Origin of the sequence: Tellurirhabdus rosea, from assembly GCF_026278345.1 — a bacterium.
In the GTDB taxonomy this organism is placed as follows: domain Bacteria; phylum Bacteroidota; class Bacteroidia; order Cytophagales; family Spirosomataceae; genus Tellurirhabdus; species Tellurirhabdus rosea.
Genome location: NZ_CP111085.1, coordinates 4,918,208 through 4,932,443 on the forward strand (window position 1 = coordinate 4,918,208; position 14,236 = coordinate 4,932,443).

11 protein-coding genes are annotated in these 14,236 nt (G+C 57.4%); 7 read left to right on the top strand and 4 right to left on the bottom strand.

Features of this window, described 5'->3' with window-relative positions; genetic code table 11:
• The first annotated feature begins 177 nt into the window (after nt 1-177).
• Nucleotides 178-2,700 (top strand): hypothetical protein, encoded by a 2,523-nt coding sequence (locus ORG26_RS20820; RefSeq protein ID WP_266365234.1) that lies wholly within the window; start codon nt 178-180, stop codon nt 2,698-2,700.
• A gap of 255 nt (nt 2,701-2,955) precedes the next feature.
• Here ORG26_RS20820 and ORG26_RS20825 read toward each other — a convergent pair whose 3' ends face one another.
• Together ORG26_RS20825 and ORG26_RS20830 are read right to left on the bottom strand one after the other, a co-directional pair.
• A complete protein-coding gene (locus ORG26_RS20825) occupies nt 2,956-3,402 on the bottom strand; it encodes an SRPBCC family protein (protein ID WP_266365236.1) in 447 nt (148 codons plus the stop codon).
• Nucleotides 3,403-3,500: 98 nt separating this feature from the next.
• On the bottom strand, nt 3,501-5,015 hold the full coding sequence (locus tag ORG26_RS20830; RefSeq protein WP_266365258.1) for a glycine--tRNA ligase: 1,515 nt from the start codon (nt 5,013-5,015) through the stop codon (nt 3,501-3,503).
• A gap of 117 nt (nt 5,016-5,132) precedes the next feature.
• On the opposite strand from ORG26_RS20830, the gene ORG26_RS20835 reads away from it, so the two are divergent.
• Both ORG26_RS20835 and ORG26_RS20840 read left to right on the top strand, forming a co-directional pair.
• Nucleotides 5,133-6,113 (top strand): helix-hairpin-helix domain-containing protein, encoded by a 981-nt coding sequence (locus ORG26_RS20835; RefSeq protein ID WP_266365260.1) that lies wholly within the window; start codon nt 5,133-5,135, stop codon nt 6,111-6,113.
• A gap of 52 nt (nt 6,114-6,165) precedes the next feature.
• Nucleotides 6,166-6,534, top strand: a complete 369-nt coding sequence (locus tag ORG26_RS20840; RefSeq protein ID WP_266365262.1) for a four helix bundle protein — start codon at nt 6,166-6,168, stop codon at nt 6,532-6,534.
• Between the two features lie 29 nt (nt 6,535-6,563).
• Here the strand turns inward: ORG26_RS20840 and ORG26_RS20845 are convergent, their stop codons facing one another.
• On the bottom strand, nt 6,564-7,361 hold the full coding sequence (locus ORG26_RS20845; protein WP_266365264.1) for an LOG family protein: 798 nt from the start codon (nt 7,359-7,361) through the stop codon (nt 6,564-6,566).
• Between the two features lie 223 nt (nt 7,362-7,584).
• Between ORG26_RS20845 and rpiB the strand changes: the two genes are divergently transcribed.
• Nucleotides 7,585-8,013 carry a ribose 5-phosphate isomerase B gene (gene rpiB / locus ORG26_RS20850; protein ID WP_266365266.1) on the top strand — a complete coding sequence of 143 codons (429 nt, stop codon included), beginning with the start codon at nt 7,585-7,587 and terminating at the stop codon, nt 8,011-8,013.
• A gap of 93 nt (nt 8,014-8,106) precedes the next feature.
• Here the strand turns inward: rpiB and ORG26_RS20855 are convergent, their stop codons facing one another.
• A complete protein-coding gene (locus tag ORG26_RS20855; RefSeq protein WP_266365268.1) occupies nt 8,107-9,516 on the bottom strand; it encodes a DUF6427 family protein in 1,410 nt (469 codons plus the stop codon).
• Nucleotides 9,517-9,788: 272 nt separating this feature from the next.
• Between ORG26_RS20855 and rbfA the strand changes: the two genes are divergently transcribed.
• The 3 genes from rbfA to ORG26_RS20870 all read left to right on the top strand — a co-directional run bounded on the left by rbfA (nt 9,789) and on the right by ORG26_RS20870 (nt 14,176).
• Nucleotides 9,789-10,166, top strand: a complete 378-nt coding sequence (gene rbfA / locus ORG26_RS20860; protein ID WP_266365270.1) for a 30S ribosome-binding factor RbfA — start codon at nt 9,789-9,791, stop codon at nt 10,164-10,166.
• A 96-nt stretch (nt 10,167-10,262) separates the two neighbouring features.
• The gene (locus ORG26_RS20865) at nt 10,263-11,471 is read left to right on the top strand and encodes an ABC transporter permease (protein ID WP_266365271.1); all 1,209 of its coding nucleotides are present in this window, start codon (nt 10,263-10,265) and stop codon (nt 11,469-11,471) included.
• 155 nt (nt 11,472-11,626) lie between these two features.
• The gene (locus ORG26_RS20870; protein ID WP_266365273.1) at nt 11,627-14,176 is read left to right on the top strand and encodes a M1 family metallopeptidase; all 2,550 of its coding nucleotides are present in this window, start codon (nt 11,627-11,629) and stop codon (nt 14,174-14,176) included.
• Nucleotides 14,177-14,236: the final 60 nt, after the last annotated feature.

The following is a 14,236-nucleotide window of genomic DNA, read 5'->3' on the forward strand; positions in this document are numbered from 1 at the left end:
TGATAAACGCCGGAAGGCTGTCAGAACCAACGGATTCTGACAGCCTTCCGGCGTTTTGGTTTGGTTTTATTTTACCGTTTACTAAAAAATACGGCAGGAAATAATTTCTGCTTACAACGGTGGAGCCTGCCCGGTAATCTTTGCGCCAATAGCTGTCTGTTCCAAACCACACCCTGTATGAAAAAACCTCTCCGCACCCTGTCGGTGGTTCGGTGGCTGCTCGCCTGCCTGACCGCCCTGCTGCTCTACCTTCCTGCCCCTGCTCAGCCTCTGGGCATCAGCGTGGTCAAAGACATTATTCCTGAACGAGACGGCAACGGCGGGCTTTCTTCCCAGCCCAACCAGCTTGCCGCGACCAGCCGCTACCTGTTTTTCACCGCTTACGTGACCGCCAGTGATTTCTCCGTCCGGGGGCTGTACGCCACTAATGGGACCGAAGCGGGGACCGTTCTGCTCAAAACCTACGTGGACCAGAGGACCGGCGAAGGGCGGATTGAGGACGTACAGGTCATCAACGACCGGTTTTACTTCGTCTTTGCCCGCGAACTCTGGACCTCGGACGGGACGCCCGGAGGCACGCGCCGCATCGCCGCGATCAACATTCCCGCCACCCGGACAGACCCCGGCGACATCCGCCTGATCGGGGGCGTCAACAACCGAATCCTGTTCCGGGTCCGCAGCACGCTGGAAACGCAGCTCTGGTCGAGCGATGGGACCGAGGCGGGCACGACCCGGCTGGCGACGGTGGAAGTTGAAAGTTACGAAACCAAAAAGGCTCTGGCGAACCTCAACGGGAAAGCCTACTTCGTCAGCATGGCGCAGCCGCCGGGTTCGGTGGGCGGCGTGACCGGCATCAACGGGGTGCCCGGCATTCTGTGGGAAACCGATGGGACGCCCGAAGGAACCCGCAACCTGACCGGTCTGGACCTTAGATTCAGTTCGCCGCCCGTGGTGTTCAACAACCGGCTGTATCTGTACGGATTGACCACCAATACCACCCCCGACCAGGTGACCGGCGTACTGAGGCTTTACCAGACCGACGGGACGGCGGCGGGAATCACGATGATTAAGGAAATTCCGTATTCGACGACGCTCCGGCGTTTCTCCATCATCCGGCAACTGCCCGTCGTCAGCAACGGATTCTATTTTGTAACGCCGGACCGGAATCTTTACAAATCGAACGGAACGGCCTCCGGTACGGAGCTTCTCGGAGCCATCAGCAGTTCGGTGGACCCGGGCTACCCCGGCGATGCGCTCTCGTCGTTCACAACCGTAGGCAACACGCTCTATTTTGTGCGTAACCTGATCGACATTCGAAGCCGGATTTCGACCGAATTTGAACTCTGGAAGTCGGACGGAACGCCTGCCGGAACCGGGCTGGTCGCTCGCCTCATCAGCAGCGAAGGCGATATGTCGGTGCCGGTAACGCTGATTTCGTTCAATGGGAAAGTCTATTTCCGGGCCCGTAGTCAGGTTGCCGGTCTCGAACTGTGGGAGTCCAACGGCACCGCCGCCGGAACGCAGCTGGCCGCTTCGATCTATCCCGGCCCCGAAAGCAGCAGCCCCGACGACCTGACGATCTTCCGGAATGGCCTGTACTTCTCCGCCCGGACCCTGGCTTACGGCCGTGAACTGATGAGCGTGCCCGGCCCGGCGACAGAGCCTGTCGGTGAACCCCTGACGCTGCTGGAACCGGTTTATTCCTGTTTGAGCGGACGGGTGACGGTCGGGTTTCTGGATGTGCAGATCAGCGGCGGCGACGGTACGCCCGTCGAATACCGGGTTGCCGGATTGCGCGATTGGGACACCGCCCCCAGATTCAACGTGCCGCCTCATCAGCTGGAGGGCACCACGTTTGTGATCGAAGCGCGGCAGAGCGGCCGGGTGGTCCAGAGAACCTACACGACCGTCTGCACCAACTTTTCCAGCCAGTCGCTGGCCATCGACGACATTGTGTACGACTGCAACACCCGGCAGCTGCGCGTGATTGCCAGCGGTATCAATCCGTCGGCGCCGGTCGAATACCAGCTTCTTCCCGTGGCGCCTTATCAGTCGTCGCCGGTGTTTCAGGCCGGGCAGGCGGGCTTCGAGAACACGGTTCTGGATGTGTTTGTCCGGCAAAACGGCGTGGTGGTCCGGCGCACGTTCCGGGTGCCATTCTGCGACCCGACCCGGCTGGTGATCAAAACCACGGACTACAACTGCACCACGGGCGACCTGGAAGTGGTGGCTGCGGGCAACGACGGCAACCCCAAGGAATACCGCATCGTTGGCCTGCGCGACTGGAGTCCGGACCCCGTGTTCAACATTCCGGTCTGGCAGCGGCAGAACGTCCTTTTTACGGTCGAAGTGCGCATGGGTAGCCAGTACCAGAGCCAGAGTTTCCTGAGCCAGCCGTGTTCGGGAGCACAGGCCCGTACGGGGGCCGAGGGGCAGAAGGAAGGAACCGGCCTCGTGCTGACCACCGGCAGAAACCCGGTCACGGACAAGCTCGACGTGGAGGTTCGCGGGGCGGGTAATCAGCCGCTGGTGCTGACGCTGACCGACCTGACCGGCCGACCCGTAGCCACGCGCCGCATCGACCAGCCGGCTGAGGTCGAACGTCAGACGTTCGACCTCAGCCACCAGGCGGCCGGAGCCCTGATTCTGCGGGCGGCCACGGCTGCGCAAAGCCAGACCCTGCGCATTCTGAAAAATTAAGCCCGGTGTGGGATGGGCTTCCCCATTTTCTTTCCGGAGGAAGCCCGTCTTTTCCGTTCATCAGCTGAAGCCCACACGAATTCAAAATTGCTCAGGCTGTCGTAAATGGTAACAAACTCTGGCGAACCGAGGTGCCAACCGGGGGCTTTTGCTCCGGGCCTCCAGCGGTGACCAGAGCCGGACCAGAAGAACCTTGAAAAATTAATGGAGAAGTAGAATAAATCTAGCTCCGTCGCTGGCAACAGACAGGCGGAGCTAATTTTTTTGAGCGAAACTACGCTTGTAGATCGGCTTCCGGTAAGCGAATTGTGCCCAGAGCAGGGGATAGAACAGGAGGTCAGTCAGCAGGCCGCCGGGCGTGCGGTAGGTGATTTCGTCGGCGATCAGGGTCTGATTCCCCTGCCGGATGAGCCGGTGTTTGTGCCGCCAGGAAGAGAGAAAGAAAGGCAGTTTGGTGCCTTCGTCGATGAAGAAAATCTCGTCGGCCGTTTCCTGCTGGTCGGTAATGAGACTGATCCAGTCCTGGCCAAAAAGCAGAAAATTGAGGCGGAGATGCACCACATCGCCTTTCTGGCACCCGTCGAAGCGGAGGGCCTTTACGGGCGGGAAGGGCGGACTGAGCTGGTTGAATAACGTCTCGTCAAATCCCGCCCAAACCTGGGCGAGCGGCTGGCGGACGGGCGTACGGAGGGTGAGGCGCATAAGAAAGGGTGAAGATTGAATGTTGAATGTTGAATGTTGAAGGATGCGGAAGGGAGTACATTTGGCATCATTCAACATTCAACCTTCAACCTTCAACATTAGAGTTGCTCCAGAATCCGCTCCATCGAAACTTCGTAGCCGATCTTTTGCTTCAGTTCCGAAATGGAAACGCGCTGCTGTTCGGTGGTGTCGCGGTAGCGGATGGTCACCGTGTCGTCTTCCAGTGTCTGGTAGTCGACGGCGATGCAGAACGGCGTGCCGATGAGGTCCTGGCGGGTGTAGCGTTTGCCGATGGCGTCGCGCTCTTCGTAGATGACGCGGAACTCCGACCGCAGCGCCTTGACGATCTGTTCGGCTTTCTCGGGCAGGCCGTCTTTCCGCACCAGCGGGAACACCGCCGCCTTGACGGGGGCCAGGGCCGGGTGCAGCTTCAGGTAGGTCCGCTCTTTCTGGTTCTCGCCTTCGCCCACGGTTTCTTTCGTAAAGGCGTTGCAGAAGGTCGCCAGGAACAGCCGGTCGGCCCCCACGGACGTTTCGACCACGTACGGAATGTAGTTGCCGTAGGGTTTGCCGGTAGCCGCGTCGATGTCGTTGTCGAAATACTGCATTTTCTTCCGCGACAGTTCCTGGTGGCTTTTCAGGTCAAAATCGGTCCGGGAGTGAATGCCTTCCATTTCGCGGAAGCCAAAGGGGAATTCGTATTCAATGTCCACGGCGGCGTTGGCGTAGTGGGCCAGCTTTTCGTGGATGTGGAATTTCAGCTTTGCGGCGGGCAGGCCCAACGCCTTGTGGAAGGCAAGCCGGGTGTCGCGCCACTTCTCGTACCACTCCATTTCGGTGCCGGGGCGGACGAAATACTGCATTTCCATCTGCTCAAATTCGCGCATCCGGAAGGTAAACTGCCGGGCCACGATTTCGTTCCGGAACGCCTTTCCGATCTGGGCGATGCCGAAGGGAATCTTCATGCGGCCCGTTTTCTGCACGTTCAGGAAGTTGACGAAAATGCCCTGGGCGGTTTCCGGACGGAGGTAGATCAGGCTGGCGTCTTCGGCCACCGAACCCACCTGCGTCGAGAACATGAGGTTGAACTGCCGCACTTCGGTCCAGTTGGCGGTGCCGGAAATGGGGCAGACGATGCCTTCGTCGATGATCAGCTGGCGCAGTCCTTCCATATCATCGGCGCCCTGCAGGCGGCCGAGTTCGTTGCGGAGAGCCTGGCCCCGTGCCTCGTCACCGGCTTTTTCGTACCCTTCGGCTTTGCCTTCGAGCAGCTGGTCGGCGCGGTAGCGCTTTTTCGAGTCCTTATTGTCAATCATCGGATCGTTGAACGAATCGACGTGACCCGACGCTTTCCAGGTGAGCGGGTGCATGAAGATGGACGCGTCGATGCCCACCACGTTGTCGTGGAGCTGCGTCATGGCCTTCCACCACAGCGTTTTGAGGTTGTTTTTCAGCTCAACGCCGTTCTGGCCGTAATCGTAAACTGCCTGCAAACCGTCGTAGATTTCCGAGGACGGGAATACGAAGCCATATTCTTTGGCGTGGGAAATGATATCTTGAAGAGAAGCCGCCGGGGAGGTTGTAGCCGGCGTTGGTTTCGTCGTTTCTTCCATAGTGGGGCAAAAATAACAAGATTTCCGTAGCAATGGGCACGAAAGGATGAAGGCCGATTAATTGGTCGGCAGGTTACTTTTCCGGCGGGCGCGCCGTCCTACCGAAAAACATACCCCATGCGCACCCGTTTCCTTGCGATTGTCCGTGATTACTTCGGTTTTTCCCACAAAGAAGCCCGCGGCTTCCTGGCCCTGCTGATTCTTCTGATGGTCATTCTGCTCGCTCCCTGGCTGTACCGTTGGCTGATGCCGCAGGCTCCGCCCGACACCTCTGCCGCCGAACAGCGTCGGCTGGACAGCCTGCTGGCGGTCATGGTCCAACCGGCGGCGCCGGGGCCCGGAAGCCGGACCTACCCGCCCGGAGCCGAAGAGTCGGGCGCGGAGTCGGCGCGCCCAGCCGTGCGTTTTGCGTTCAATCCGAACACCGTTTCCGTGGCCGACTGGCAGCGGCTGGGCCTGCCCCGCTGGCTGGCCGAGCGCATCGAACGCTACCGCCAGAAAGGGGGACGGTTCCGGAAAAAAGAAGATCTGCTGCGGATTTATAACTTCCCGCTGGACCTGTACGCCGAACTGGAGCCGTATGTCCGGCTGGAACCGACAAGCCCGCCGGTCTCCGGCGGCGGTCAGGAAAGGACGGTGAACGGGTCGGAGAAGCCCGTTTTTCAGGCGGCCCATTTTGAGCGTCCGGCCCGCTCGGCCTTACAGCCGTTCGACATCAACACCGCCGATACGACGCAGCTCGTCCGGCTCCGCGGCATCGGCTCCCGACTGGCCGCCCGGATCGTAAAGTTCCGCGACGCGCTCGGTGGATTCGTCTCCACGGACCAGTACAACGAGATTTTCGGCCTCGACTCGCTGGCCCGGGAGGAACTGCACCGTTACGCCCAGATCCAGACGCCCGCCCGCAAAATCCGCATCAACACCGCTTCCGCCGAGGACCTGGACCGCCACCCGTTTCTGTCCCGCCGTCAGGCCGAAATTATCATTCGGTACCGCGAGCAGCACGGCGCCTTCCGCTCCGCCGAAGACCTGAAAGCCATCCGCATTCTGGACGAGAAGACGAGGGAGCGGATGGGAGGGTATCTGAGTTTTGAATGATTGAATGATTGATTGACTGAATGACTGACGGAATTAGGAAATGACTGACCGGATGAAAAAAAGCTTTGTGGATGATTTGCAGTTGCGAACGAAAAACTTTGCAATTCGTAGCATCAGGCTATTTCAGGCGTTGCCCAGAACTATTGAGGCAGGCATTGTTGGCAGACAATATTTGCGGGCGGCGACTTCCATGGCGGCGAATCATCGTGCGATGAGCCGGGCAAGAAGTAAAGCCGAATACTTTGCTAAACTGTCGATTGTTGTTGAGGAAATAGACGAGGCATTATTCTGGCTCGAACTGATGGTCGAAACCGAAATAATGCCTCAGAAACGATTGGCGCCGCTCCTCAGGGAAGCAACGGAATTGTTATCTATGTTTGCCTCAACCCGCAAATCACTCAAAAATCGCCATGCGAGTTGAACAACATTCAAAAATCAAAATTCAACCTTTTAAAAGTTCGGCTTCAGCAAATACTTCGCGTAGAAGTCGTCGATGGCTTTGACCGCTTCCGTGGCTGTGTCGACAATCGAGACAAGCTTCAGGTCTTCGGGGTTGATGTTGCTTTCTTCGTTCAGCATCACCGCTTCGAGCCAGTCCATCAGGCCCTGCCAGTACTTGCGGCCGACGAGCACGATCGGGAACCGGGCGATCTTTTTGGTCTGGATCAGCGTCAGCGATTCAAACAGCTCGTCGAGCGTACCGAAGCCGCCGGGCAGCACGATGAAGCCCTGGGCGTATTTGACGAACATCACCTTCCGCACGAAGAAGAAGTCGAAATTGATGTTTTTGTCGGGGTCGATGTAGATGTTGCTTTCCTGCTCGAACGGGAGTTTGATGTTCAGACCTACCGATTTACCGCCCTGCTCGAAGGCCCCTTTGTTTCCGGCCTCCATAATGCCCGGACCGCCGCCCGTGATGACGCCGTAGCCGTGCCGTACCAGCTTCGCCGCAATTTCTTCCGCCACCTGGTAGTAGGGATTGTTCGGCTTGGTCCGGGCCGACCCGAAGATGGACACGCAGGGACCGATTTTGGCCAGTTTATCGAAGCCTTCCACAAACTCGGCCATTACCTTGAAGATGACCCAAGAGTCTGCACTCTTAATTTCGTTCCAGTTCCGGTCCTGAAAGGCTTCCTTGATCCGCTGTTCATCAGCGGTGAGCAATAATTCGTCACGAACCGGTAATTCTTCTTTGATTTGAGAGACGTTCTGGGTTTCCGAACGCTGCACTGCTTTTTCTACGTCCATACTCTTTTGACATTAAATGTGGATGGTGGGTAACCGTACTGTTTATCAGGTACTAAACGGTTCGAACCCGCTATCTTGTTTATAAAATAATTATTACGTCCCGCCCCGCATAAACCTGCAAAACGATGCTTTTAGTTACTCCTACTTGGCGATTTAGCGGCAGGGGGGAATGAAATAACGTATATTTACGGCGAAAGTTTCATTCGTTCCGCAAAAAAATACTATGAAGTCATCGGTAGCAATCGGGTCCGATCACGCAGGATTTGCTTACAAGCAGGAGTTGCTTTCTTATTTGCAGCAGGAAGGGTACGAAGTCCGGGATTTCGGGACGTACACCGAAGAGTCGGCGGATTATCCGGACTTTGCGCACGCCGTCGCCAGTGCGGTCGAATCGGGTCGGTTCGAAAAAGGCATACTGGTCTGCGGCAGTGGCAACGGCGTCGCCATCACGGCCAACAAACACGGGGGCATCCGCGCCGCGCTCTGCTGGCAGCCCGATCTGGCGGCCCTCGCCCGGCGGCACAACAACGCCAACGTCCTCTGCCTCCCCGAACGGTTCATCGCCCCCGAAACCGCCCTCGAATGCGTCAAAACCTTCCTCACCACCGAGTTCGAAGGCGGACGGCACGAGCGGAGGGTGGAAAAAATTTAGTTAAGAATTATGAATTAAGAGTTATGAGTTAAGCTTCGCCGAATCGCTATAATACTGCGGAGCTTAACTCATAATTCATAACTCTTAACTGATTCACTTTCTCCGGTACACGCCTTCCGTGCCGGTTTTTTCGTAGGCGGCGGCGAGGGCGGGGGCGCGCTGGAAAAGTTTTTCGACGATGTTTTCGCGGTCGATGATGTATTGGGGCGGGTCTTTGCGGAAATGGTCGTAGACGCTGATGACGCTTTCGTAGTTGTCCAGGTTGCGGAGGTCGTACTTGGCCAGGTCCCAGTTGAGGTAGGGCGTGGCGACCTGATTCTGCCGGTAGGCGCTGATGTCTTCGCCAATCACCAGAATCTTCTGGTTCTGAAGCTGCCGCGTTACGGCCGTATCCTTGACCTGAAGCGTCGTGAGCCGTCCCAGGTCCAGCCGCGGAATCAGTTGGAGGGCTCCCTGGTACAGAATGACCAGCATTGACGCGAACAGCCCGAAAAAGATAATCTCGGCCAGCCACATCTTGCGGAAACTCTGGAAATAAATGCCGGCAAAAAAGGCGATTGCCGGTACAAAAAGAATAAACAGCATCGGGGCCAGAAACGGCATGAGCACAATCGAGAGAAAGGCCGTCAGGACCCACAGGACCATGATCTGCTGAACCCGCTGCTGGAAGTTGACGTAGCGGGTCGTCTGCCGGAAAAGCGTCAGAAAGCCCAGCGTACCCATCGCCACCGGCAGAAACAGGGACGCCAGCAGGGTCTGGAAATCCGTCAGGTTGTACTGCCGGACCCGAAAGACCGAAGACAGCAGGTTGCGGTTCAGGTCCTCCAGACTGTCGTTGAGGTAATAATAGAGCAGCAGCAGCAGAATCGGGAACAGAAAGCCGAACACCGTCAGCGAATGCTGGCGAAACGAAGCCCCGGTATAAAGCAGCAGCGACAGCACCGCCCAGATAATGAACAGGGCCGAGGGCAGGTAACACAACGTCGCCAGACTGATGTAAAAGCCCACTTCGAAGACCTCGTCGGTCGCCCCGTGGCGGTCCATCTGCCGGATCAGCGTTCCGAAGGCCAGCAGCAGAAACGTGGTTGAGAGCAGCACGGGCGAAAGCGTGCTGCAGTCGAACGACATGTTCAGAAACAGCGCGTAAAGAAGTCCGGGAATGTACGTATTGTCGGGGTACACGTCCCGGCTGTTCATCAAATAGTTGAAATACAGCACCTGAAACGCCGCGACCACCGTTCCGGCCACGTACAGCGCCCCCTGCGACCGTCCGAAAGCCATGTTCATCAGCCAGTAAACAATGCCCGAAAGCGGACTGAGGCTGTCCCAGATGTCGCGGTACAGCAGGTTGCCCCGGTTGATCTGTTCGCCCACCAGCAGCCAGTTCAGCTCCGGAATCAGCAGGGGGGGCGGGGTGAGCAGAAAAGGCAGGCGAATCAGCAGCAACAGCAACAGCAGACTAACAAACTGCGCCAGAGCGTTTACTCGGAAAAAACTTAGCAACGGATTAGCGGATAAATCGAAAATGGATCGAACGAGGAACGAAATTACAGCTTTCTGCCAGAAGAAGTCGCGGAAAGTGCGGATATTTGCCGAATGCAATGAGTGAATAAGCGATTGAGCGATGGAGCGAATGCCAAAACGCAGAGTTTGCCACAAAACGAAACATTTTTGACGGCCAGTGATTGTCACTCCTACAGCGGCTGCCGGGTAGCCACCAGGGGCGGGACACTCAATCGCTCATTCACTCAATCGCTCATTCAAAAAATATTTATATGGAATCGAAAAGACAGCAAAAGGTGGGGCGCCTGCTCCAGAAAGACCTGAGCGAAATATTTCAGCGCGACGCCCGGCACCTGTTTGGCAACGCCTTTGTCACCGTTACCAGCGTACGGGTCAGCCCGGACCTGAGCATTGCCCGGGTGTACCTGAGCTTCCTGGCAACCAAGAATAAAGAAATGCTGCTGGATACCATCAAGGAGCGCGGCAAAACCATTCGCCAGCAACTGGCCGACCGCGTCCGGCACCAGCTCCGGATCGTCCCGGAACTGCATTTTTTCATGGATGATACCGCCGAATACGCCGCCAAAATGGACGCCCTGTTCTCCGGACTGGAAATCCCCCCCGCCCCGGCGGAGGAAGATGAAGAATAAAATCAATGACTGAATGATTGATTGACTGAATGACTGAAAGGAAATGCGGAGCAATTCAGTCATTCAGTCAATCAATCATTCAGTCAATCAACACCTATGAACGTCCCTCTCTGGATTGCCCGCCGCTATTTCTTTTCCAGACGAAAACGGAGCTTTATCAGCCTTATTTCGCTGATTTCCATGCTTGGCGTCGGCGTGGGGACGATGGCACTCGTCGTTGTGCTTTCGGTGTTCAACGGGATGGAGGAACTGAACCGGGCGATCTTCAAAACGTTCGACCCGGACCTGACCGTCCTGCCCCGCGACGGCAAGCGCCTGGCCGTGACGCCGAAAATGCTGCAGACTATTCAGCAGACCGACGGCGTGGAGTTTGTCACCCAGGTGATCGAGGACAATGCCCTGGCCCGCTACGGCAACGGGCAGATGGTGGTGAAGGTAAAAGGCGTAGACAACAGCTTCCTGCGCCGCCGCGAAATGGACACGACCCTTACCGACGGACGGCTCCGGCTGATGGAGGAGTCCGTGCAGTTTGCCAACGTGGCCGAAGGCGTCCGGCTGACCCTGCTGATTTCGCCCGAAGACGTGCTGACCCCGCTGGAACTCTGGTACCCGAAAAATAACCGTTCGATTAATTTATTGTCGGAAGACTCGTTCAGTCAGCAGTATTTTACAGTTTCCGGGGTATTTAACATCGAGCGTTCGTACGACAACTACGTCATCGTGCCGCTGTCGTCGGCCCGGCAACTGGTGGGCTACGGCCCAACGCAGCTCAGCAAACTGGAAACCCAGTTGCGGCCCGGCACCGATGTCGAAGAACTGAAAGAAACCTTGCAGCGGCAATTGGGGGAATCGGTCCGGGTGCAGACCCGCGACGATCTGAATGCGGACCTGCTGCGGGCCATCCGGTTCGAGAAGCTCTTTGTGACCGTGACGCTGGCCTTTCTGGTGCTGGTGGCGGGCATCAACATCTTTTTTTCGCTGTCGATGCTGGCCATCGAGAAAAAGGACGATGTCGAAATTCTGGTGGCGATGGGCGCCGAACCGGGCTTCATCCGCCGGATTTTTCTGGCAGAAGGGGCAATCGTGGCCCTGACCGGCGCCGTGGTCGGCCTGATTCTGGGTGTGGGCATCTGCCTGCTGCAGGAACGGTACGGGTTCGTTTCGATGGGTATGCAGAATTCGCTGATCGACGCCTATCCGGTCAAACTGGAGCCGGGCGACCTGGCGCTGACGACCGTTATCGTGGTGCTGGTCACGTTTTTTGTTTCCTGGATTCCCGCCCGCCGGGCAAGTCGACGGTTGTAGTTTAAGGTTTAAAGTTTATAGTTTAGGGTGTATAGTTGCTTCGCCGATTCCAGGTCTGGCGGAGCAACTATACACCCTAAACTAAAAATGTTCAGCCTTAAACCTTCAACCCGGATTATACTCTACGTTATTGCTAACGCACGCTTGTTACCAACATGGCAATAAAATTTACACACCTATTCTTTGTAAGCTTACTCACTTTCGGTACAGCCAGCGCCCAGAACGCGGGCGGGGGAGCCGACCGGAGAACCACGCCCCAGCCCACCAAAGGGCCGTACAACCCCTCGCGGACGCTCAAACATGACCTGCTGCACACCACGCTCGACCTCCGGTTCGACTGGGTACGGCAATGGGTCAACGGCGTGGCAACCCTCCGGATCAGGCCCTATTTCTATCCGCAGAATACGCTCGATCTGGATGCCAAAGGGTTCGACATCAAAGGCGTTTTCCTGCTGGACACGCTGCAGAACGGACAGGCCGTTTTCGACTCGCTGAACTACACCTACAACGACCGGCGCACGCTGCACATCCTGCTTCCCCGGACCTACACCCGCGACCAGGCGTTCAACGTTCAGATTCAATATACCGCCAAACCGAACGAACTGCCGGTGGGCGGCTCGGCGGCCATCACTGGGGACAAAGGACTGTATTTCATCAACCACGACGGCGGCGAAGGCAGCAAACCCCGGCAGATCTGGACGCAGGGCGAGACCGAGGCCAACTCCGTCTGGTTCCCGACCATCGACACGCCCAACGAGAAAATGACGCAGGAAATCTACCTGACCGTCGACCCCAAATACCGCACCCTTTCGAACGGCAAACTCATCTGGTCGAAGCAAAATCCGGATGGCACCCGGACTGATTACTGGAAACAGACCAAACCGCACGCGCCTTATCTGGCGATGATTGCCGTGGGCGACTTCGCCGTGGCCCGCGATACGCTGCCCGCCACCCGCGACCGGGACGGTCTGGAAGTGAGTTATTACGTCGAACCCGCCTATGCCGAGTCGGCCAAAGGAATTTTCGGGCGCACACCGGCCATGATCCAGTTTTTCGAACAGAAATTCGGCGTAGCCTATCCCTGGGAGAAATACAGCCAGATTGCCGTGCGGGATTTTGTCTCGGGAGCGATGGAAAACACCACGGCTACCGTCCATGCCGAGACCGTGCAGATGGACAACCGCCAGCTGCTCGACGGCAATTCTGACGACGTGATCTCGCACGAACTGGCGCACCACTGGTTTGGCAACCTCGTTACCTGCGAATCCTGGGCCAACCTGCCGCTGAACGAATCCTTTGCGACTTACGCCGAATACCTCTGGCGCGAACACGCCGAAGGCGTTTACTCGGCCGACCTGCACGGGATGGACGATCTGAACCAGTACCTCGCCGAAGCCGAAACCAAGCAGGAGCCGCTGATCCGCTACCACTATACCGACCGGGAGCAGATGTTCGACAGCCACTCCTACGCCAAGGGCGGGCGCATTCTCCACCTGCTGCGGCGGATCGTCGGTGACGACGCATTTTTCAAAGCCCTGAACCTCTACCTGACCCGCAACCAGTACCGGACGACCGAACTCAGCGACCTGCGCAAGGCGTTCGAGGAAGTGACGGGCCAGGACCTGAACGGGTTCTTCGACCAGTGGTTCATGAAGCCCGGTCATCCGGTGCTGAAAGTCGAAAAAGAATACACCCAGAACGTACTGACCCTGCGCGTCACCCAGCAGCAGGACACGACACTTTCGCCCGTTTACCGCCTGCCCGTGCAGGTGGCCGTCTGGGTCAAAGGCAAAAAGCAGCTGCATGAGGTGGTCATCGACAAGGCCAGACAGACGTTGAAATTCAACGTGGAGCAGCGGCCCGATCTGGTGCTGTTCGACGCCGACCACCGCATCGTCGGGTCGGTGGAGCAGGAAAAAAACAAGGCAGAACTCGTTTTCCAGTTCTACCATGCCGACAATTACCGCGACAAGTACGAGTCCGTGACGCAGCTGGAAGACAAGACGCACCTGATCGACACGACGGTCCGGCGGATGATGGTGACGGCCATGAGCGATCCGTTCTGGAAAATCCGCCAGCTGGCCATCAGCAATTTTGCCGAATACGACGGGCCGGATTTCAACGACGTCGAACGGGTCATCCAGAGCAAGGCCCGGACCGACGTGCGCGCCTCGGTGCGGCAGGAGGCCGTCGTGACGCTGAATTCGTTCGGCGACAATGCCAACGACCCCCTGTTCCGCGAAATGCTCAACGACAGTTCCTACCTGGTGGCTTCGGTGGCCCTGGATGCCTACCTGCTGTCGAAGCCGGGCGACGCTGCCGAGATTGCGGCGAAGTTTGAAAATATTCCCAACGCCGAAATCGTCACGGCGGTCGCCAATTTCTACGCCAATTCGCCGGACGAAAGCCGCTACGACTGGTTTCTGACCAAAATGGAAGGCATGAAGCCGCAGGAGATGTACAATTTCCTACAGGTTTTTGGCAAATACCTCATCAAATCGAATCCCGATGTGCAGCGCCGCGCCGTGCCGATGCTGGAAGTGACGGCCCGGAGCAATCCGGCCTACTTCGTCCGTTTCGGGGCCTACCAGGTGCTTGGCCTGCTGCAGGATATCGAGGGCGTGAAGGCCATGCGGAAAGACATTCGCCTGAGCGAGCGCGACCCCAAGCTGAAAGAAATGTACGAGCAGTTCAAGGATTTCTGAGCTGCTCAGTCCGAAAAGCAAAACGGCCGGGATGCAGTTCCGGCCGTTTTTTTATGCTTT